27 protein-coding genes and 1 pseudogene are annotated in these 19,460 nt (G+C 48.2%); 10 read left to right on the top strand and 18 right to left on the bottom strand.

Going from position 1 to position 19,460, the window contains the following annotated elements; all coding sequences use genetic code 11:
- The first annotated feature begins 322 nt into the window (after nt 1-322).
- A complete protein-coding gene (locus OGW44_RS14800) occupies nt 323-616 on the top strand; it encodes a hypothetical protein (RefSeq protein WP_048233519.1) in 294 nt (97 codons plus the stop codon).
- A 136-nt stretch (nt 617-752) separates the two neighbouring features.
- Here OGW44_RS14800 and OGW44_RS14805 read toward each other — a convergent pair.
- Nucleotides 753-860 (bottom strand): annotated as a pseudogene (locus OGW44_RS14805) (putative holin); the annotation flags it as partial.
- Nucleotides 861-952: 92 nt separating this feature from the next.
- Nucleotides 953-1,141, bottom strand: a complete 189-nt coding sequence (locus OGW44_RS14810) for a hypothetical protein (RefSeq protein WP_049268779.1) — start codon at nt 1,139-1,141, stop codon at nt 953-955.
- Nucleotides 1,142-1,284: 143 nt separating this feature from the next.
- Between OGW44_RS14810 and OGW44_RS14815 the strand changes: the two genes are divergently transcribed.
- Entirely contained in the window at nt 1,285-1,659 is a 375-nt protein-coding gene (locus OGW44_RS14815; RefSeq protein ID WP_016152722.1) for a FlxA-like family protein, read from the top strand.
- A 318-nt stretch (nt 1,660-1,977) separates the two neighbouring features.
- Here OGW44_RS14815 and OGW44_RS14820 read toward each other — a convergent pair whose 3' ends face one another.
- The 7 genes from OGW44_RS14820 to OGW44_RS14850 all read right to left on the bottom strand — a co-directional run bounded on the left by OGW44_RS14820 (nt 1,978) and on the right by OGW44_RS14850 (nt 6,221).
- The gene (locus OGW44_RS14820) at nt 1,978-2,577 is read right to left on the bottom strand and encodes a hypothetical protein (protein WP_048235605.1); all 600 of its coding nucleotides are present in this window, start codon (nt 2,575-2,577) and stop codon (nt 1,978-1,980) included.
- A 13-nt stretch (nt 2,578-2,590) separates the two neighbouring features.
- Complete coding sequence (locus OGW44_RS14825; RefSeq protein WP_049268780.1) at nt 2,591-3,631, bottom strand: DUF968 domain-containing protein; 1,041 nt, start codon at nt 3,629-3,631, stop codon at nt 2,591-2,593.
- Nucleotides 3,628-3,987, bottom strand: a complete 360-nt coding sequence (locus OGW44_RS14830; protein ID WP_049268781.1) for a RusA family crossover junction endodeoxyribonuclease — start codon at nt 3,985-3,987, stop codon at nt 3,628-3,630. Before OGW44_RS14830 ends, OGW44_RS14825 begins: the two co-directional genes overlap by 4 nt.
- 2 nt (nt 3,988-3,989) lie before the next feature.
- Entirely contained in the window at nt 3,990-4,190 is a 201-nt protein-coding gene (locus OGW44_RS14835; protein WP_003832333.1) for a hypothetical protein, read from the bottom strand.
- A 128-nt stretch (nt 4,191-4,318) separates the two neighbouring features.
- On the bottom strand, nt 4,319-4,564 hold the full coding sequence (locus OGW44_RS14840) for a hypothetical protein (RefSeq protein ID WP_049268782.1): 246 nt from the start codon (nt 4,562-4,564) through the stop codon (nt 4,319-4,321).
- A gap of 45 nt (nt 4,565-4,609) precedes the next feature.
- Nucleotides 4,610-4,843: a DinI family protein gene (locus tag OGW44_RS14845; RefSeq protein ID WP_044700595.1), complete on the bottom strand. Its 234-nt coding sequence runs from the start codon at nt 4,841-4,843 to the stop codon at nt 4,610-4,612.
- Between the two features lie 286 nt (nt 4,844-5,129).
- Nucleotides 5,130-6,221 carry a permease gene (locus OGW44_RS14850; RefSeq protein ID WP_044700597.1) on the bottom strand — a complete coding sequence of 364 codons (1,092 nt, stop codon included), beginning with the start codon at nt 6,219-6,221 and terminating at the stop codon, nt 5,130-5,132.
- 100 nt (nt 6,222-6,321) lie between these two features.
- Between OGW44_RS14850 and OGW44_RS14855 the strand changes: the two genes are divergently transcribed.
- Nucleotides 6,322-6,618, top strand: coding sequence for an ArsR/SmtB family transcription factor (locus OGW44_RS14855; RefSeq protein ID WP_038641364.1), 297 nt, complete (start codon nt 6,322-6,324; stop codon nt 6,616-6,618).
- A gap of 67 nt (nt 6,619-6,685) precedes the next feature.
- On the opposite strand, the gene arsC is transcribed toward OGW44_RS14855, so the two are convergent.
- The 9 genes from arsC to OGW44_RS14900 form a co-directional block, all read right to left on the bottom strand.
- Complete coding sequence (gene arsC / locus OGW44_RS14860; RefSeq protein WP_038641366.1) at nt 6,686-7,111, bottom strand: glutaredoxin-dependent arsenate reductase; 426 nt, start codon at nt 7,109-7,111, stop codon at nt 6,686-6,688.
- 12 nt (nt 7,112-7,123) lie between these two features.
- Nucleotides 7,124-8,413 carry an arsenite efflux transporter membrane subunit ArsB gene (arsB, locus tag OGW44_RS14865; RefSeq protein WP_044711231.1) on the bottom strand — a complete coding sequence of 430 codons (1,290 nt, stop codon included), beginning with the start codon at nt 8,411-8,413 and terminating at the stop codon, nt 7,124-7,126.
- A 47-nt stretch (nt 8,414-8,460) separates the two neighbouring features.
- The gene (arsA, locus tag OGW44_RS14870; RefSeq protein ID WP_048235610.1) at nt 8,461-10,212 is read right to left on the bottom strand and encodes an arsenite efflux transporter ATPase subunit ArsA; all 1,752 of its coding nucleotides are present in this window, start codon (nt 10,210-10,212) and stop codon (nt 8,461-8,463) included.
- Between the two features lie 17 nt (nt 10,213-10,229).
- A complete protein-coding gene (gene arsD, locus OGW44_RS14875) occupies nt 10,230-10,592 on the bottom strand; it encodes an arsenite efflux transporter metallochaperone ArsD (protein WP_044711234.1) in 363 nt (120 codons plus the stop codon).
- Nucleotides 10,593-10,638: 46 nt separating this feature from the next.
- Nucleotides 10,639-10,992: an As(III)-sensing metalloregulatory transcriptional repressor ArsR gene (gene arsR / locus OGW44_RS14880; protein ID WP_044711237.1), complete on the bottom strand. Its 354-nt coding sequence runs from the start codon at nt 10,990-10,992 to the stop codon at nt 10,639-10,641.
- Between the two features lie 123 nt (nt 10,993-11,115).
- Nucleotides 11,116-11,661: a replication protein P gene (locus OGW44_RS14885; RefSeq protein WP_135912879.1), complete on the bottom strand. Its 546-nt coding sequence runs from the start codon at nt 11,659-11,661 to the stop codon at nt 11,116-11,118.
- Entirely contained in the window at nt 11,573-12,484 is a 912-nt protein-coding gene (locus tag OGW44_RS14890) for a DnaT-like ssDNA-binding domain-containing protein (RefSeq protein WP_048236453.1), read from the bottom strand. The genes OGW44_RS14885 and OGW44_RS14890 overlap by 89 nt, the downstream gene beginning before the upstream one ends.
- Nucleotides 12,485-12,736: 252 nt before the next feature.
- Nucleotides 12,737-13,291, bottom strand: coding sequence for a toxin YdaT family protein (locus tag OGW44_RS14895; RefSeq protein WP_049270566.1), 555 nt, complete (start codon nt 13,289-13,291; stop codon nt 12,737-12,739).
- Between the two features lie 3 nt (nt 13,292-13,294).
- Nucleotides 13,295-13,546 carry a helix-turn-helix domain-containing protein gene (locus OGW44_RS14900; RefSeq protein WP_306299385.1) on the bottom strand — a complete coding sequence of 84 codons (252 nt, stop codon included), beginning with the start codon at nt 13,544-13,546 and terminating at the stop codon, nt 13,295-13,297.
- A 66-nt stretch (nt 13,547-13,612) separates the two neighbouring features.
- Here OGW44_RS14900 and OGW44_RS14905 point away from each other — a divergent pair, with 66 nt between their 5' ends.
- The 7 genes from OGW44_RS14905 to OGW44_RS14935 all read left to right on the top strand — a co-directional run bounded on the left by OGW44_RS14905 (nt 13,613) and on the right by OGW44_RS14935 (nt 19,446).
- Nucleotides 13,613-13,993: a helix-turn-helix domain-containing protein gene (locus tag OGW44_RS14905; protein WP_049270562.1), complete on the top strand. Its 381-nt coding sequence runs from the start codon at nt 13,613-13,615 to the stop codon at nt 13,991-13,993.
- Nucleotides 13,994-14,211: 218 nt separating this feature from the next.
- Nucleotides 14,212-14,427: a hypothetical protein gene (locus OGW44_RS14910; RefSeq protein ID WP_048235613.1), complete on the top strand. Its 216-nt coding sequence runs from the start codon at nt 14,212-14,214 to the stop codon at nt 14,425-14,427.
- A gap of 161 nt (nt 14,428-14,588) precedes the next feature.
- Nucleotides 14,589-14,927, top strand: a complete 339-nt coding sequence (locus tag OGW44_RS14915; RefSeq protein ID WP_135912188.1) for a hypothetical protein — start codon at nt 14,589-14,591, stop codon at nt 14,925-14,927.
- An 11-nt stretch (nt 14,928-14,938) separates the two neighbouring features.
- Nucleotides 14,939-15,265, top strand: a complete 327-nt coding sequence (locus OGW44_RS14920) for an RrF2 family transcriptional regulator (protein ID WP_032944383.1) — start codon at nt 14,939-14,941, stop codon at nt 15,263-15,265.
- A gap of 141 nt (nt 15,266-15,406) precedes the next feature.
- Nucleotides 15,407-17,878, top strand: coding sequence for a 3'-5' exonuclease (locus OGW44_RS14925; protein WP_053090400.1), 2,472 nt, complete (start codon nt 15,407-15,409; stop codon nt 17,876-17,878).
- A 66-nt stretch (nt 17,879-17,944) separates the two neighbouring features.
- Nucleotides 17,945-18,160 carry an excisionase family protein gene (xisR, locus tag OGW44_RS14930; protein WP_032943036.1) on the top strand — a complete coding sequence of 72 codons (216 nt, stop codon included), beginning with the start codon at nt 17,945-17,947 and terminating at the stop codon, nt 18,158-18,160.
- On the top strand, nt 18,160-19,446 hold the full coding sequence (locus OGW44_RS14935) for a site-specific integrase (RefSeq protein WP_044700610.1): 1,287 nt from the start codon (nt 18,160-18,162) through the stop codon (nt 19,444-19,446). Before xisR ends, OGW44_RS14935 begins: the two co-directional genes overlap by 1 nt.
- The last annotated feature ends 14 nt before the right edge of the window (nt 19,447-19,460 follow it).

Here is a 19,460-nt window from a genome sequence, read left to right on the forward strand (position 1 = left end):
AGCCGGTCAGCGTGGTTCCTGTTCCATATGAAAGTCTGCTGTAAATGGTGCTCATTCTGGTCATAGCCTCACCTCCGATTCTTCGGATGGCGCTGTGTGTGATTAAAGGGTCAGGCTTCACGGGCTGGATTTATCAACAAAGCACGTAGCGGATGATTCCCGTGAGCCTGAAATGAAAAAGGCCGCCAGTTGGCAGCCTAAAAATGATGTTTGATAATTTTTCCATCGAGCAAGGTTAGACTAGCCAATTACAGTAGCTTGCTCTCCAATTCAATTCCTGATCTACTACTTGGTTCTAGCAACCAATGAAAAAGGATAGATCGTGAATAATGGGAAAAATGAACGATTCAGAGTGTACTTATCCAGTTTTGATGCGGATATTGCAGCACTAACAGAAGCCTGTAAAAGTATCAGCAACAGTCTTAACTCTGTTTTGGAGAGCACAAAAAGAGAGGGGTTTATAAACCCGATTCAAGTTTTCATAGATTCTTTAACACTGAATCAGCCCGAAACACATTCTAATATCTGGGTAGCCGTTAATTCATCATGGCAGATTGCAGAAGAAGCCAGGCTAAAACTTGAGAAATTTGGTTATAAGACTGGTGAAATTATTTAAATATCCTCCGGCATAGCCGGAGGTTTTTCTGATACGCCTATAAGGCTCTGTTTCCAGTTGCGTCCTAACAGGCGCATACGATCTTACATATACATCACACTTCGTTACTTATGACCCGTGAACGGGCTACCCGGATAAATGCGCCAAACACCACACCGTAATCGGTTCCGGTTAACAGTTCATAGACACTGGCCCCCGTCAGGACACCACCAGCCAGCCCAGTACCGGAAATCGGATCGGGCATTTAGCCCCCTCTAAATTGCTGTGAGTCCTCTCAGGAATGAGGGGAATAAAAAAAAGGCCGCCATGCGGCAGCCTCGAAGTAAGTACGGTTGTTTACAATGGTGGAGAGAGAGGACCTTCTAACACCTCTGCTTCACCGTTATGGCAAATGTCATCGCCTCTGGTCAGATGCCAAACACCTGTGATTATTTTCCCCGTTTCCAAGTCATCAACAGTGTCATTCGTGTAGTACGCTACCTGTACAACACCGACATGCTGAATCCAGTAATACCCTTCTTTCATAAGCTCCTCCGCGATACTCAGCAGATAGTATAGAGCAGTACAAATAATGCTGTGGTGCAGGAAGCCACAACTTAATCTTTGCTATAAAGTAATTTCGAAAGATGACGATAATGGGTAATAAATGTAAGGCCGGAGGAACCACCATGAGCATGACAGTTAGCACTTTGGGTCAGGACATACTGCAAAGCACAGTAAAACAAGCACCTTCAAGTACTGGCAACTCTGTTTCACAACAAATTCAAAACCTGAAAAAACAAATTGGTGAGTTGACAAAAGAACTCAGCGCCATGGGTTCAAAAATAAATGAAGTAACCTCCGAAGATGAGGCAAAACTGCTTAAACAGCAGATGGAGATGATTCAAAGGCAAATCGAGTCTATGTACGCAAAAATTGCTCAATTACAAAAACAAGAAGCAGAAAAAAACCAAATGGCGTCGGGTGCATTACCTACGGTAAGTGACAAATCAAGTTCGAACGTTGCAGGGAATAATACTAAAAATATTGATGTCTACGTTTAGCAGTGACCCCCTATCATTTTTCCTCTGAGTTAGAAACGAAAAAGGATTGTGAGAACTTGTTTTCGAGTTAACGATTTCAGATCGGCGATATGACAGGGGTACTGGTGCTATGCACCTCGCGAATACCCCTGTCGTATCGCCGGAAACCAAAAACCCCGCTGTGGCGGGGTTCTCGTTATGTTCAAATTGTTCGCTTTTTGTCGCTGCCATAGTGGCGCAGCTCTGCCAAGCATGAATAAATTATCTGATTTTCTGGCCCGTTTTCAACACCATTATCAAAAAAATAGCATCAATAGCTAAAAAATGATTTCAGTGAGTCTATTCAGATAACAGTTTGCGTGCTTCCAAAAAGACCTTTGCTCTGAATATTTCCAGGCACCAGCGCACGCGCTTTCTCGCCTCCCCATCAGTTAACCATGGCGCAATCGCCTGCAACTCCCGGGTTATGTCTGAGATTTTTTTTCGGGTGGTGTAATACTGAAGACCGACCACATAAACCGGATCATTAATATCCAGCGCCTGCAGTACGCATTGCTCAACAAAATCGACATCATCATTATGCAGGGCTTCATCAATCACACTAGCGGATGACTGCGGCCAGAGAATGCTATGTGCCCTGTTCATTGCCTGCTGTCCACGGAATCCCTCTTCTCTCGCCTGATTTAACGCAACAGTGAATCGCTCTAACGCCTTATCTGACCAAATCCGTCCTTTAATAACATTCCAGCATGCATGACTTCGCAGCAAACGGGGTGCAGTTTTTCCTCCCACACCCTCGCCCCATATAGTGAGCAGGGATTTAATCCATCCGGACTGGATCCCTGTAAGGAGAATACATTTACCCAGCCAGCTTTTGCGTGGAGCAGAAGCCGCTTTACCCAGCGCTTCCAGATGATTGCGGCGTTGACGTGGTGTCATCCTGTTCTTCTCCTTACGCCAGAACGCCGAGCCCATAAGCCCGGTCCAGCACTCTGATAATCATTACCGGCTGAGGCACATGCTTTCGCTCAAACTTCACCGGGTCGTTATGTAGTTCTGTATGGCACTGACGACACAAGGGGATCGCGAAAATATCATGCGCCTTCGTTGCCATCCCTCCCTGCCCCCAGCCGATTAAATGGTGTGGGTCATCTGATGGTTTGCCGCAGCATTCGCAGGGCTGTGTTTTAATCCATGCAAGATATCTGGGGTTCGCCCAACGGATCCTCTTCGGACGTTTCATATAGGTTTGCGGGGACTCGGGATCTACCAGGACACCGACTACGGGTTTAATCGCTGGAACTTGCGCTGGTGGCATGTTCACGGTTACTGCGTTGGCTCTGGCTGTAATGATGCTGGTGGCGGTTACACCCGGTTCGATATCGCATTCACGCATGACTGAATGATGCTCTTTCGAAGGAATACGTAGCGACCGACTGGCTGCTGATTCGGGAATTGCGTCGGTAACTCCCATTCGAACCGCCCACCAGCAAAGCTCAGCCAGCGACAACTCTCTGGAAGAATCCATATTTAGCGCCACCATGATGCTGTTAATAATCCAGTTAATAACATTACGTCTCGCCAGCTCTGCAAGTTGTTCGCTGTAGTGGTCACGCAGATGGTTATCACAATGTCCACACAGGAGAACCGATCCGGGTTCATGACGCAGAGTGGTTAACTCGTGATAATGGTAATTGCTGTGTGGCCACTGGCAGCAGCTACCGCCATAACGCAGAAGCCAGTAATCAAGACCACTAAAACCACCAGCAGCCTTTATAACTTTTTCATCCTGGAAGAACGGCCACAGGGATTCGTCACTGGCCAGCGGCTGGCGAACGTCAGGAACAGGGCCTGCAGGCAACCTTTCCATGCTTGCAGGCTGACTTTCCACCAACACACGTTCACAACTGAATAATGACATCAGCTCGCTGCCCGGCTTGAGCAGCACAATTCCAAGCTCACGTGCAACCACGGGTTTAAGCAGCGCCCTCATTCTGCTATCTCCCCGATAATTATTTGTCCCTTCTCTCCCCATAATTTAGTGACACGTGAATCCCAGATGTGAGCGTCATCTTCGTAAATAGCATCCATCAGGGCTTTCATCATATTGTCGAAATCAGGTTTAGTCTGGTGTGGTTTACCGTTGAACTCAGCCCGTTTCTTTTTGCCCCAGCTCGCCGGCATCGGAAGAATGAAGGTGACGTGTGAACCGCTTTCCGGCAGCTCAACACCCTGCAGACGAACTTCATCACAGAAAGCCCGGTAACGCAGAACCTCGGGACGCTTTTTCCATTTGTCAGCGCGCGTCATTCTGGGCTTGCCCATTGGGGTGATATCGTAGACTTTCACATTCACCTCCAGATCCGTTGTTGCCAGGTTCTCTCCTGACGCGGAGGCTTAGATGCTTCTGGCAAGAACGCGCTGATCGTCCAGTGAATGAAGTCATTATCCAGACTACGCTCTGTCTTAATCTGCTTTGCGCGATAGCGGGCTTCCAGTTCATCAGCCTGCTCAGTGGTGAGTTGAGTATGTTGAAACCAGCTTTTCTTCATAACGCACCTCTGGATGCGGCAAAAAGAAAATCGCTGGCGTTAGTTAACGTCAGTATGTGGGATTGCTTGAATTGATCTTGCGCCATGGGCTTTTCTCCTGTGGCGCAGCAGGTATAGGTTGTTCAGGCCTATGACGGGAGTGTAACAGATTTTTGGGTAACGCGATAACCAGCCCTTTCCAGCATCTGAGTAAACAACGTAGGTGTACCAATAATTTCATTATCCTGAAGAGGCAAAAATGACACCATGCTATCGCGTCGGTACATCAGGGCGCGCTCACACTCAGGAAATGATTGCAGCCTGGCAACGATGACTCCATCGTGACATCTGATGACTGCGTAGCCTTTTTTGGGCAATCCTAATTTTTCTTTCACTTAAACTCCCCCATGCAAACGGGATAAAAGTAACACCCAAAATAATTAATAAAACCAGTCGTCAGCACTTTCCCAGGTTTCCTGGAGGATAGTCTCTATTTTCTTTTTATCTTCCTTGTCACCACCAAGAACACTTAAGCCATCAGAGCCTGTACGACGTATGCTCAGGCTGCAGTTCTCATACTGATTACCCAGCCTTTTAAGTAACTCTTTCTCCAGCGCCGGCACTGCTCCCTTTGGAAGTTCTTTAGTACGATCAATGGTGAGTTCAACTTTCATATTAGCCTCCACTGCATATACTGTATATTTGTACAGTACACCGATACATTGAAATGATCAATGACTTAAGAGCACAAATTGTTAACCTTAGCCTATAAATGAGATGCAAAAAAAACCCGCCGAAGCGGGTTCAATCCAATGCGGACTTGTTGTTTTGACACCATTGTAAGTATTGAGATATCAACGTCCTTAAATTTGGATAACTGCTTTGATTGGGATTGATTGCGCAACTTTCATATGCTCGTCTCCCCCTGCAACTTTTTCAGGTTCTGTCTAACATACCCAATCAAAATAACAACTGTGTCAGGTATCCCATAATAATCGCCATGCCCAAAATAACGGTCAGAAATGCAGCAATCAAGGGTGTTTTGAACATTGATTTAAGCAGTATTACTTCCGTCAGACTAGCTCCTGCGCTACCAATAATCAGAGCCATTACTGCTCCCGTTCCCATGCCTTTATCCATCAAGACTGATGCCAACGGAATTACTGCCTCAGCACGTATATACAACGGTATTCCAATAATTGCACTTAGTGGAATCGCAAACGGATTATCATTCCCAGCATGAGCAGCAATCCACTCTGCAGGTATAAAACCGTAGATAAACGACCCTATAACAATACCTAACATCAGATAAGGTAATACATCTTTAAATTGAGTCCAGGCATCCTGAAATGCCAGTCGTATCGCACCAGGCTCTCTTACTACACTTTTCGGGAAGAATTGTTTATTTGTTTGGCCCGTCTCGCAGCTCAATTCACAATTTGTGCCCCGAAATGCTGAGAAACTCTTAAACGTTTCTTGTGGTTTAGAACAACTATTAGCCCCTATGTCCTGTTGATTTGATACAGAACAGCAAGCTGAAACACTCTGTAGTTTAGTTTCAGGAGTTTTTCCACTGCTAACACCACAACAGCTAGCCAGCGGTTTTGATGTTTCGACAATATGTCGGTCAAAACCAAGCACATCTAACAAAATACTTGCCAGTACGGAAACTGTTGCAGCTATAACAGCGTATAGCAGGGTAACTTTCCAACCAAAAGTAACCCACATCAGACCAATGATTATCGGGTTAAGCAGAGGTGAAACAAACAAGAATGTAAGTGTTGGACCGAAGCCTGCTTTTGCTGATAACAGTCCGCGTAACATGGGAATTGTAGAGCAGCTGCAAAACGGTGTTACAGCTCCTAACAGCGATGCAAGTATGTAACCTCTCCCCTTTCTCGCCCCTAACATTCTTTGAATCTTTTGGTCCGGAATTTTTTGCCTGATAAGGCTAACACCCGCACTAATCAGAAAAAAAAGCGCAGACAACTCGACAGCAAGAAACAAGAACATCTCTGCCGCGTTAGTAAACATAGAAATCCAGCTATTCATGAAACCCCCTATAAACCATATTTCTAGAATAATCGAATTATTGAGGTTAGATCAACATATTTCTGGTATTATCGAAATATCAATAGATGAGGAAGGTACCATGCAACTAGAAGAAGTAGCTAAAGCTATGAAAGAATTAGGACATCCAACACGTTTGTTTATTTTCAAACACCTTGTTAAAGCCGGTGAACAAGGTTTACCTGTAGGTGATCTACAAAAACAACTTGCGATTCCATCTTCAACACTGAGTCATCATATATCCGCACTTGTTTCCGTAGGTCTGGTCAAACAAAATCGCGAAAGCCGCTCCTTAATCTGCGTTTCTCAATATGACAAGTTAGAGTCGATTATTGATTTTCTACGCGAAGAATGTTGCATCAACAGTCCAAAGATTTAAATCGAGGCAATCCATTGTTTTTATTTGATAAAGGAGCCGCCTAAATAACAGGCGGCTCTCCTGTCGCTTATTTCAATTTTTTGCCTGCATCATCAACGACTTTCTCGCCATCTTCCTTGGCGAAAGCCCCTTTCTGAGCATCAGGAAGGATATCCAGAACAACTTCAGAAGGACGGCACAGTTTGGTTCCCAGCGGTGTTACAACGATGGGGCGATTAATCAGGATCGGATGCTGCAACATAAAGTTAATTAACTGGTCGTCAGTAAATTTATCTTCGGCAAGACCCAGTTCCTCATATGGCTCGACGTTCTTACGTAGTAACGCCCGGACGGAAATGCCCATATCAGCAATGAGTTTGACCAGCTCATCGCGTGAAGGTGGAGTCTCAAGGTAAAGAATAACGGTCGGCTCATTACCGCTGTTGCGGATCATCTCCAGCGTGTTACGCGATGTGCCGCAGGCTGGGTTGTGATAAATGGTGATGTTGCTCATATCAGTATCTCATTACAAAGTGAAAGAGAGACGTAGCGCCAGCGCGGCCAGCGTTACAAACAGCACAGGCAGAGTCATGACGATCCCGGTGCGGAAATAGTATCCCCAGGTGATGGTCATATTCTTCTGTGAAAGTACGTGTAGCCAGAGCAGCGTTGCCAGGCTACCAATAGGGGTAATTTTCGGCCCCAGATCGCAGCCAATGACGTTGGCATAAATCATTGCTTCTTTGATAACGCCCGACGCGGTACTGCCATCAATCGACAATGCGCCAATCAATACGGTAGGCATGTTATTCATGATAGAAGAGAGGAATGCGGTCAGGAATCCCGTTCCCAGCGTGGCTGCCCACAGGCCTTTATCTGCGAGTAAGTTCAGCACGTCAGACAAATATTCTGTCAGCCCTGCGTTACGCAGCCCATAGACCACCAGATACATTCCCAGCGAGAAGATCACGATCTGCCATGGTGCCCCACGCAACACTTTACCGGTGTTAATGCCGTGACCTTTTTTTGCCACAGCAAACAGGATTGCTGCCCCTACTGCTGCAATGGCACTGACCGGAATACCCAGTGGTTCGAGTACAAAAAAGCCCACTAATAAAAGAATTAATACAATCCAACCTGTTCTGAATGTTGCCAGATCTTTGATGGCTTTTGCGGGCTCTTTCAGTCGTGCAATATCATAAGTGGGCGGGATATCTTTGCGGAAAAATAGATGCAGCATCACCAGAGTGGCGACGATGGCGGCGATATCCACCGGCACCATTACCGAGGCATATTCCGTGAATCCCAGTTTGAAGAAATCAGCCGAAACGATATTGACCAGGTTCGATACGATAAGCGGCAAGCTGGCGGTATCGGCAATAAACCCTGCGGCCATCACGAAAGCAAGTGTGGTGCTTTTACTGAAGCCAAGCGCCAGGAGCATAGCGATAACAATCGGCGTCAGAATAAGTGCCGCGCCATCGTTGGCAAACAGTGCCGCGACTGCCGCGCCGAGCAGAACGATATACGTAAACAGAAGGCGGCCACGACCGTTCCCCCAGCGAGAAACGTGCAGCGCTGCCCATTCGAAAAAGCCTGACTCATCAAGCAACAGACTGATGATAATAACGGCGATAAATGTTGCCGTCGCGTTCCAGACGATATTCCACACCACCGGAATATCAGCAATGTGAATCACACCCGATGCCAGAGCCAGTACGGCCCCCAGCGTGGCGCTCCAGCCAATCCCTAATCCCTTTGGCTGCCAGATAACCAATATGATGGTCAGGATAAAAATGGCTCCTGCCAGTAACATATAACCTCCTGAAAGGGCAGCAATGCTGCCCCGAATGATGGTAATAACTAACCCGCGAGTTGTTTGAGTTTATCGATGCCGGTTGGTTCTGACGCCAGTACGGGTACAAGTGCTACACGGCTGGCATGTAGATTTTTAACGCTCTCGATCTGCGGACGTTCCTGCTGCGCTCGCAAGCGGAGCAGCGGTGAACGGGTATCCGCGATGGAAAGGCTGTTATTGATAATCCAGCCCCAGGGGTGAATTCCTGCACGTTCAAGGTCGGCCTGTAAATTTGCCGCCTCAAGTACCGGCGTGGTTTCCGGTAGCGTGACCAGTAACACTTTGGTTCGCTCCGGGTCCTGCAGTTGCATCATCGGTGTGGTGAAATGGCCTTTTTCCCCCATTTTTCTGGCAATCTCGCGGTGATATGCCCCGGTGGCATCAAGCAGCAAGAGCGTGTGTCCGGTCGGTGCCGTATCCATCACCACGAAGCGCTTACCCGCCTCGCGAATCACCCGTGAAAAGGCCTGGAATACCGCAATTTCCTCGGTGCAGGGTGAGCGTAAGTCCTCTTCCAGCAGGCGTTTTCCCGCATCGTCCAGTTCTTTTCCCTTCGTCTCAAGAACATGCTGACGATAGCGTTCAGTTTCCTCGAGAGGATCGATCCTGCTGACCTGCAGATTGTTGAGGCTGCCGTTGAGGGTTGTGCTGAGATGCGCTGCAGGATCAGATGTTGTCAGATGGACATCAAATCCCATTTCGGCCAGTCTGACAGCAATGGCAGCCGCCATCGTGGTTTTCCCTACACCACCTTTACCCATCAGCATGATCAGGCCATGCTCATTACGGGCAATATCATCGACCAACGCAGAAAGTGACGGAATGTCAGGGCGCTGTTGAATGTATTCTTCAGAGAATGACGCCTCTATAGGCTGAGTGGAGAGAAGTCCGCTGAGTGCAGACACGCCGACCATATTGACCGGCTGGAGGAATAACGTGTCAGTTGGCAGACCGGAAAGATCAGAGGGAAGATTGGACAGCGCCTCCTGTTCACGGTCCCATATTGCCGCAGCCAGTGTATCGTTTGCTGCTTCAGTTTTGGGCAGAACGCCGTTGATGACCAGGTACTGATTTTTAAGACCGATGGCGGCAAGCTCCAGATGAGTCCGGGCAACTTCCTGCAACGTGGATTTTTGCAGACGAGCAACCAGAACCAGTCGGGTACGTGCTGGATCAGATAATGCTTCAACAGCCTGGGCATACTGTTCACGCTGTTTTTCCAGACCGGCCATCGGGCCGAGGCAGGACGCACCCTCGGGATTGCTATCAATAAAGCTACTCCAGGCACCTGGCAACTGGAGAAGGCGAATGGTATGACCCGTCGGTGCGGTATCAAAAATGATATGGTCAAACCGGGTCAGTAGAGAAGCATCTGTCAGTAATCCGGTAAATTCATCAAAAGCCGCAATCTCTGTTGTGCATGCCCCCGACAGTTGTTCGTTGATGCTGGAAACGACGTCATCAGGCAGGATGCCTTTAATGGGGTCAACGATTCTGGCCCGGTACTGTTGTGCAGCGGCCTGAGGATCAATCTCAAGAGCCGATAATCCTGGAACAGAAGCTACTGGCTGAATGGTATTGCCAATCGTCTGTCCAAACACCTGACCTACGTTTGAGGCCGGATCGGTACTGACCAGCAGCACCCGTTTCCCCTGTTCTGCCAGACGGATCGCCGTGGCGCATGAAATAGAGGTTTTACCAACGCCTCCTTTACCAGTAAAAAACAGATAAGGGGGGATATTCTGTAAGAAGTTCATATGTCCTCCTGACATACTTAACAACAAGAAGTATTACCACCACAGCAGATTGTTGGCGCTAATCCCACTTTCTCCAGTGGAATGCCAAACCAGCGAGCCAGCTCAGCGCGTTTCGGATAACGCCCAGCCATCACTGTTTCGCCATCCAGTAACAACAATGGCAAACCTTCTGCCCCGGAAGCCTCTATAAACGCTTTGACCTTCTCGTTCTGTACAAAGCTCATCGGTTGTTGTGCGAGATTGAAACGCTCAATTTGTACACCACGTTGTTTGAGCCATTGTACATCCGCAGAAAAATCGACCAGAGCCTGATCAACATCTGTACCGCAGACTCCGGTGCTGCAACACATCGCTGGGTCAAATACCGTTAACGTTTTCATTTCAATACCTCACATTTGAAAAAACATATATGTTCAGGCAAATTTTTTAGATGCAGACAGCCTTCCCGCTACCAGAGCAGTTGGCTGAAGCCAGCTTACGGGCGATGGCCTGAACGTCGTCCTGTTGGCTTAACCAGGCCTGCTCAATAATCTGAGCAGCCCAGGAAGGAATATGCGGGGATAAGCGGTAATGAACCCATTTCCCCTGCTTGCGATCCAGCAATAATCCACTTTCCCGAAGCATCGCCAGATGGCGGGAGATCTTGGGCTGAGATTGTTCCAGCGCAGTGCAGAGATCGCACACGCACAACTCTCCCATCTCTCTAAGCAATAACACGATACCCAACCGGGTTTCATCTGAGAGATTTTTGAAAAGTTGTAGAGAAGTTAGTTCAACCATTTTAATCTCCTGAATTCTCTCCGTAGTTTCCTGCAATAGTTGAGTGCCGTCAACTATCATATTCGAAAATTCAAATATGATAGTTACGTGAATTTCATTTCGTGTTTACAATTTGTTTATTCTTCAATTCGTTAACCCTGCCGCTTTTCGACGCCTGTATTCATCCATCAGTAGTTGCGCTGGCGTTGGTCCCGCCGGATGGTGCGGCGCCGCCAGTTGACGTCGAATTGGTGGCACACTTAGTCCGTTACCAACATGCTTCGACCACTTCGTAAGTAACTTTTCCGCCAGTCGTTTCAGTTCCCCCTCTGTCATTTGTCGTTCAACGCCCGTTCTGCGCATTTCGATGCAGATGTGATACAGCACGGGCTGAGGCCATGGATATTTATCGCTTCCTGAATACCGATATGACTCATTGCGCCAGCGCCGGTATTCCGTCATAACCTGCTCCGATGTCAGTCCGAATGGATTCGCCCCACTCTCTGAAACCAGAGAAACAAACTCAGCCAAGTCAGGCGGCCATGTATTTCCCATCGCGCAGCGCTCCATGCACTGCTGACAGACCAGCCGAATTTGAGGTTCAGTCATCGAACCTATCTGGGCTATCCAGATAGGCGAAGGCTCCGCCCCGTTTTTCTGGGTCCATCGGTTCGAATACACCTCCCCCATGACCTGCCACAGTCGCCAGGCTGTTTCCGTCGCCATCAAGTCCATTCCTGCGGCGCCACTCTGCGTGTGCTGACTGAATTTGCTGAACTGCCCGGGATGCTGTTGGTTCGGATCCTGCTCCCACATGACTGTTACCTCCGGTTTCTGGTTTTACCTGCGTTCTAACCCGGGCTACATGTCGGGCAAATTTTTGTTCCCACTGGATTTGTGTAAAAACTTTCCCTTCCGACTCCCAATACGCGGTGAATTCTGCGAGTTCAGTCAGAAGGTAATCTGGTTCAGGCAGGGAGATACCCCACGATGCAGCGCGCTGTCGGAAGTCTCTGGAGGGAAGCCAGCTATCTGTCATGCTGAATTTCCCGATCGGTTCATCAACACCGTCCAGGTATCGGGGCATGGCCGGGGATGGCAGTACATCCCCATTCGGATTTTTCATCGCGCCCGCGTTAAGAGAGGGGTTTAAGATCTGTTTACTGCTTACTGCTTTCTGGATACCTGATGGCAAAGGTTTAGCCAAAGACTTAGCCTTATCCTTAGGCAAGGCGAAAGCCTTATCAAAAGCCGTCCCCATAGCGTCAGAAACCCCGTAGCAGGCGGCTTTGAGAGCTTCATATGCTTTATCTTTCAGTGAACATTCAGGCAGTAATTCAAACGATCTTGCCCATGATTTGATCACGTTCACTGATGCTGGCGGGTTATGTTTCACCGCGTTAGGCAACCAAAAAACTCTGGCTTTAAGGTCGGCTTCCACCATACCTAACGCTATGGCTTCGCCTAAGGCTAAGTCGAAGGCTTCGACATCCCAGTTTAATTCTTCGGCCATAGCCGCCCTTCCCGCCTTATACAGCCCGGGAATAATCCCTGTGAATGGACCCGTAAGCAGGTAAATAAACAGACTCTGCCCACTTGGCGGGAGTGGTGATAAGGCTCGAAACTTAGGATCATCCCACATGGTGATCTTCACCTTACGGTAAGGCTCGTTACTAGCCTTACTCTTAGGCATGGCCTTAGCCAAAGGATTAGGCATACTTCACCCCGCGAGTTGCAGTAATAATGGTCATTGGTCAAAACTCGATTAAAACAATTGCGGCGCTACGGCGCTTATACTCGCCAGTAATGGTCCCGCCGCATCAGCTGGTAACATGTTGAACAAAGCGATGGCTGCTTCACGAATTTCCTTCTCCAGTTTCTGTAACGGAGCGCCGATTAATTTCGCCTGATGTGCCTCACTGCATTCTTTGATAGCGCTTGCCACCAACTCCGCTTCTGTGCTCGCATTACTTAGCCCGTGCTTCCTGGCAATCTGAACTGGCATAGCAGCAATGATTGAGCCTGACAGCTGCATAACGTAAGCCGTATACTTTTCTGACCCCCCTTCGTTTTTCAGATATCGGAATAAATTCTGCTTATTAACAGCAATTCCGCGGCCATCTGCCTTGGCCCACTCTTCAGCCACCAGCTGAGCGATCCGTTCCTGTGCCTGTCCTGGTAATGTCGATTCCCATTCACGAACGGCTGCCAATATGACGCGGTGCTGAATGCTGTCACGGCGCTGGGGTTTAAAATGATTTTGCGATTTCACCGGAGCGGCTAACCGTGTTTTATTATGGGTATAAGCTACTGATTGCATCTTTCAGACCTCACTTTGTGGCGGAAATACACTATCAAGAGAGCAGGTGCGCCCTAACTCGTTAAGCTTCTCCACAATTAATCTGCATTCCGGTAGTCCAGGCTGGCGTGTCCCGTTCTCATAATTTGAGAGTCTTGACTGACGCCACCCGAATAATTTGGCTAATTGCTCTTGAGTTAAACCGAGCGCTTGCCGTTCTTTGGCGATGTTGTTCATCTTGTCCTCACATATAGTGTTTAGCTGAATTAAACACATAATGTGTTAGATAGTCAAGACGAAACGTTCTTTGAGCGATAACACGTAACGTGGTAAAAATCAGTAATGAATATAAACACTGCAATTGCCGCCAGACTGAAGCAGTTACGCGAACAGAAAAATATGTCGCAATCTAAACTCGCAGAGTTATGTGGGTGGGCTCAGTCGCGCATCGGGAACTATGAAGCAGGTCGCCGCAATGTTGGCGTTGACGACGCTATAACAATATCGAAAGCTCTCGGTATTAGTCCGGCAGAGCTAATGTTTGGTGATGATCACGCCGAATCATGGTTAACGCCTAAACACCGTAAGTTAATCACCCTTTTTGACCAGTTACCGGAGTCTGAACAAGACAAAATGATCGATACCTTTCAATTGCGACTGAAAGAAATTGATGAATATGTCGAGAAGTACCTTCGAGGACGATTCAAGCCAACAGACGACTAAGCAACAATTTTAAGCTACCTAACCAGCCTATTTGGCTGGTTTTTTTATGCCTATCCCCTTCCCTTTTCCCATATCGTTTTCATCCATACAGCTTTAAACACATGTCGTGTTGACTTATAAACACATTTAGAGTTTAAATATAAACACAGTTTGCAAAACGTCATCAAGGCAGGATGCCCACGAAGTAGCTGCCGGCGGCATACGAATCACCGGATGAGATGACAGGCATTAACACGCAGCAGGTTCAACGTTCCGCCAGCCTGGCGACAAGGGCAACACAAGAGGATAAATCCATGATCGATTTCGCACGTAAACCAGTGCGGTGTCAGGCCGTACATCTAAATCGCATTGAAGTAATCATTCGACTGATTTGCTACACGCTTGCCCAGAAGGGCGACCCGTCTGCCGACCAACAGACTGCTGTTCGTTCATAACGAGTTTGACCAATGGCTGTTGCCAGCCTCATGCCCGGTGCACAGGGCATTGTGATGGTAATACCACCATCGTAACCAAACAGGAGACGAAGACCTGTTCTGGTTAAATTGGAAAAGTGTTCTTTGCCCGTCCCGTGGCGGGCTTTTTTCCGGAGGTTTTTATGTCAGCTAACGATCTGGCATTGCGCTTCAGCAGCGCACCAGCCGAGGCATTAATCGGGGTTTTGCCTGTTCTGGAAGTAAAAGAAGCATTACGTGAAGAAGTTGAAAGTGATGTGATGGATGAAATCTGGACTGAGCACAACTTTGAAATGGAAGCGATGGGTGAACAAGTTGATGAAACAGCCAGGCTCGCTCGTAAGTTTGAATGTGCGGCTGAAGCTCTTGGAACGGCGATCAAACTTGCTCTGACTCTCCCACATAATGAGGCAATGCAGGTTCTGAATGACGCCTTAAACGATAACCCGGGATACGGTCGCGAACCGGCAAAGGATGCATGATGGAGTTTGGAATGAAACGCGTGGTGGCTTCTGTTCAGGTCGTTGCCATCCTCAACAGGATTTACAACGGCAGTCCGGTTTCCATCGCATCTATCAGTAAAGAATCAAAGCTGTCTGTGTCTTACCTCGAGCAGATTTTCTCGAAGCTGCGCAGCAGTGAAATCGTCACCAGCCAGCGTGGCGCTGGTGGCGGGTACCACCTTAGCAAAGCAAACCCCAGCGTGGCTGACGTCGTTCGCGCCGTTACTCACACGCCTGATTCATTTGAGCCCGTGCTGAATGCTCTGGAGTGGGTCCCCGTCGCACAGCTGGCGCAGGGAAAATCCCCTACCCCATAAAGCACAAAACCCGCGCAAGGCGGGTTAAGTACCCGGTCAGCCGACCAAAGCTTTCCGGAACGAGTTTTGACCAATAACCACTACCTTAGGCGGCGATCATCAGCTGCCGGGTATCTTACAATCCTATGGAGCCCGAACGCAATGTTAACGTATGCGTATCTTATTAAAGCCAAAGCGAAAGCAACTGAGGCAAAAAACCTGTTTTGCTGGTTCTCTGCGAAATCAGATTCCCGTGCAGAACGCGAAATCCTCAATATTCTCGAAGACAATGATATTGCCGTCGGTCGTGGCGCCGACTATCAATTACCTGTCCGCACCAACTGGTTTGTTGTTGACGATCTTCCTGAGGAAAGCAAACTTGATGACACATGGTGCGATCGTTACGAACTGGCAGAAGACCAGCAAACGTGGCAACTGAAACAGAAGCCTGATAATGAGAATCAGGAGACTTCCTGTCAGCAAAAACCTGAAACTTCCAGCGACAATGTACCCAACAGCGATGCGCCAGCATTGCTCCGCCCCATATCTCGCCTGCGCCTGTCTCAGCGACTGATTGCGCACCTGGTCAATGACACTGAAGAGAAGGAAATCAGTGAAGCGCAGCACATCCAGATCGGGCAAATGGTACTGAACGAAAATGATCTCTATGTACAAAACCTGTTACAGGCCGTTTCGAATGTGCCAGCGGTGAAAGAGCTTTCTGCTCATGTCGAGTGGAAGCTGACAAGCGCTGTAAAAGAAGTCTTCGACCGTGAGCAGGTCTATACCGTTGCTTCATTTGAGCAATTTATTACCGAATGGATTGAAGAACCAGAAAAGCGAGCTCTTACCGTTCAGGAGTGGGTTAATCAAAAGAAAGCAGGAGTTGCGGGTGATGAACATGCCACTCCACCTGTAACGCCAGAGCTTATTACCGTTGCGACTCTGCCGCTACGCCAGCGCCTCTTAGCTCAGTTTATTTCTGAAGAATATGCTTACCATATTGATACTGAGCAGAAGAAAACCATTCAAGAACTCGAGCTGGATGTGGATAACAGCTATGTGCAGAACCTGCTGCTTGCCGCCGAGAATGTAGAACCATTCAGGAAGGCGCCAGAGATCGATATCTGGAAGATTGTCAGCGCGCTGAAAACCGTTTTTCCGGTTGATGGAAAACGAGTTGAACTGGTCACCGTCATTCAGTTCTTTAAGGCCTGGTTCAATACTGAGCACATTGACCGTGGGCTGCTGGTTAAAGAGTGGTGTAAGGGCAATCGTGTGTCGCAGATTCAGCGCACTGACTCCGGAACCAACGCTGGTGGAGGCAATAAGACCGATCGCAACCCGGAACTTGTCCACACGCTGGATACTCTGGACATTGATATTGCGCTGGCCACACTTCCAATGGATTTCAACATCTACGATATTCCTGGTGGCGTTTTCCGTCGTGCAAAAGAGATCATTTCTAAAAACGAAAGCCCTTTCAAAGAGTGGTCCGCCGCCCTGCGCAAACGCGCTGGTATCCTGGATTATTCCCGCGCCGCTATTTTCGCGCTTATTCGTAGTGCAGAAGAAAACACTCACCATTTCCCGGAACTGCTGAGCCGTTACATCAACAAAAACCTGACTGAAACCGACCACCAGCACCCAACTGAAGAAACTCTGGCGGCAGCCGGTCACGTACCAGAAAAAAGCTGGGAAAACGAGATTAAAGAGAAGTCCACAGCTGAACAGAAGGCAATAACCGAGCAACCAGAAATCGCCAACATGGGCAACGGTGTTTTCTCCATTGATGGCCTGATGGGTAACCAGCCGGCGCCAGCGCTTTCTGTCGTAGACCAGGTACGCCAGCGCGCGGTCGAAGAAAAATTACATCAAGCCAATACCGAGGAAACCACCAGCGATGTGCAGATGGAAAAAACTGACAACAGCGAAATCAAAGCCAATCCTGATGTGCCTCAGGGCGAAGCAGCAGCTTTGCCAGTTGAAAGCACTGATGCAACTGGTGAGCCTCCAGCTTCCCTGAATAATGAACCCGTTCACCATATAGATACGGATCACCTGAACGCTTTTTATACTCACCTGATGGTTGATTTGGAAACTATGGGCAGCGGTCCTGATGCACCAATAGTCTCTATCGGCGCCGTATATTTTGATCCTTCAACTGGTAACACTGGTGCCGAATTTTACCAGGTTGTCAGTCTTGAATCATCGATGTCGTTTGGCATGAAACCGGATGCGTCAACAATTCAGTGGTGGTTGAAACAATCATCTGAAGCCCGCTCTGCAATTCTGGTTGATGAGGCCATGGGGCTGCGTGAAACCCTTGAACTACTGGCTGACTTCATTGCTGAAAATGCTGCTAACGGTAGTCACACTGTTCAGCTGTGGGGTAATGGATGCTCGTTTGATAACGTCATTCTCCGCCGCGCATATGCATTAGCAGAGACTCCCTTCGCTGTTCCGTTCTGGAATGACAGGGACGTAAGGACCATGGTTGAACTGGGTAAATCTGTCGGTATCAACCCGCGCTTCGACATCCCGTTTGAAGGCGACATGCACAATGCGCTTTCTGACGCCCGGCATCAGGTCAAATACGTATCTGCAATCTGGCAGCGCCTGACAAAAAACTGATTTTAGGTTTTCACTTACAGCCAGCTGCAGCATGTACTGTTGTGGCTGGCGGCATCGGAGTTATGTATGTCGCAACTCATTTTCAGCGAAGAGTGGATGGTTGAAGCGCGACTAACAGAAAAGACCGGCTTGTCGGAAAGACAAATTAAAAGTTATCGGTTGAATTTGTGGATCGAAGGCGTGCATTTCAAACATCTGACAGCTCTCGGGGAAACTGACAATTCTAAAGGTCTGCTTTGGTACAACTATCCAAAGATTAACCAATTAGTACAGGATGCATGATGGACTTTCCAACCGGCGTTGAGCTGCATAATGGAAAAATACGGATCACATTTACCTATCGCGGCAAACGTTGCCGCGAAGTCCTTCGCGGCTGGACGGTGAACAGCAGCAACATCAAAAAAGCTGGAAATCTTCGTGCGCTCATAACAAGTGAAATACAGCTCGGTAAGTTCGACTATGCGGAACGTTTCCCGGAATCCAAAGCGCTTAAGAAGTTCATCACAACCAAAAAAATTACCACGTTTAAAGAACTAAGTGATTTTTTTACAGACACCAAAGCCTTAGAGGTATCTGGTGCAACACTGCTATCGCTTACTTCGGTCGTAAATACGTTACTGCGTGTAGTCGGAGAAAATACCCGTCTGGTAGATATTGAGCATGCCGATATTTTGCATTACCGAAAGGAGTTATTGACCGGGACAATTATTAACCCGGCAATGCCGAATCTGACCAGGCAGGGCCGCGCGCCCTCAACAGTCAATAAACAGATGGCAGTTTTATCAGAAATGCTTAAGCTCGCAAACCGAAGCCAGTTTATATTGCATGCTCCTTATGAAGGAGTGTCGCGACTCAAGTTATCTAAAAATGATCCCGACCCACTTTTACTTCATGAGTACCAGGCTCTGATAGCCGCCCTTCCCCGTAGCCAGGCATTAATCATTATTGTTGCCGTACATACGGGGATGAGGCCGGGCGAGATATGCGCCCTGGCATGGGAAGACATTGATTTGGTAAAAGGTGAAATCCACGTATCCAGAAGTTTGACGAATAAGCGAGTATTTGTACCCCCTAAGACAGATGCCGGAATAAGGACGATAACGTTGCTTAAACCTGCTCTGGATGCACTGAAGGAACAATACGAAGTCACCGGCGCTAATCCGAAGCAAGAAATTCGATTTCACCATCGGGAGATCGGAAAAACTGAGCAGCAATCTCTTCGCTTCGTTTTTTCACCGACAGCATATTCGTCAAAAAAAGGCAGTTACTTCTCCAAGAACTCGATTGCCTATGGCTGGAAGCGAGGCACTAAACTTGCCAATATCCGCGAAAGGAATCCTTATCAGTCACGGCATACCTACGCATGCTGGACGTTGATGGCCGGAGCGAATCCGTCATTCATAGCGAGTCAGATGGGACATGAAGATGCGCGAATGGTGTACGAGGTTTACTCCAAGTGGATTGGCGACATGAACCAGGATCAGGTCAACATGCTGAACAATCAGATGCCAACGGCATTGCCCCCAGGACGCCCCCACGGGCAGGGGAGCATGAGAAAAGTTATTTAATTTCATAGCGCTGC

The sequence above is a fragment of the Citrobacter sp. Cb023 genome (genome assembly GCF_030336805.1).
Classification (GTDB): domain Bacteria; phylum Pseudomonadota; class Gammaproteobacteria; order Enterobacterales; family Enterobacteriaceae; genus Citrobacter; species Citrobacter braakii.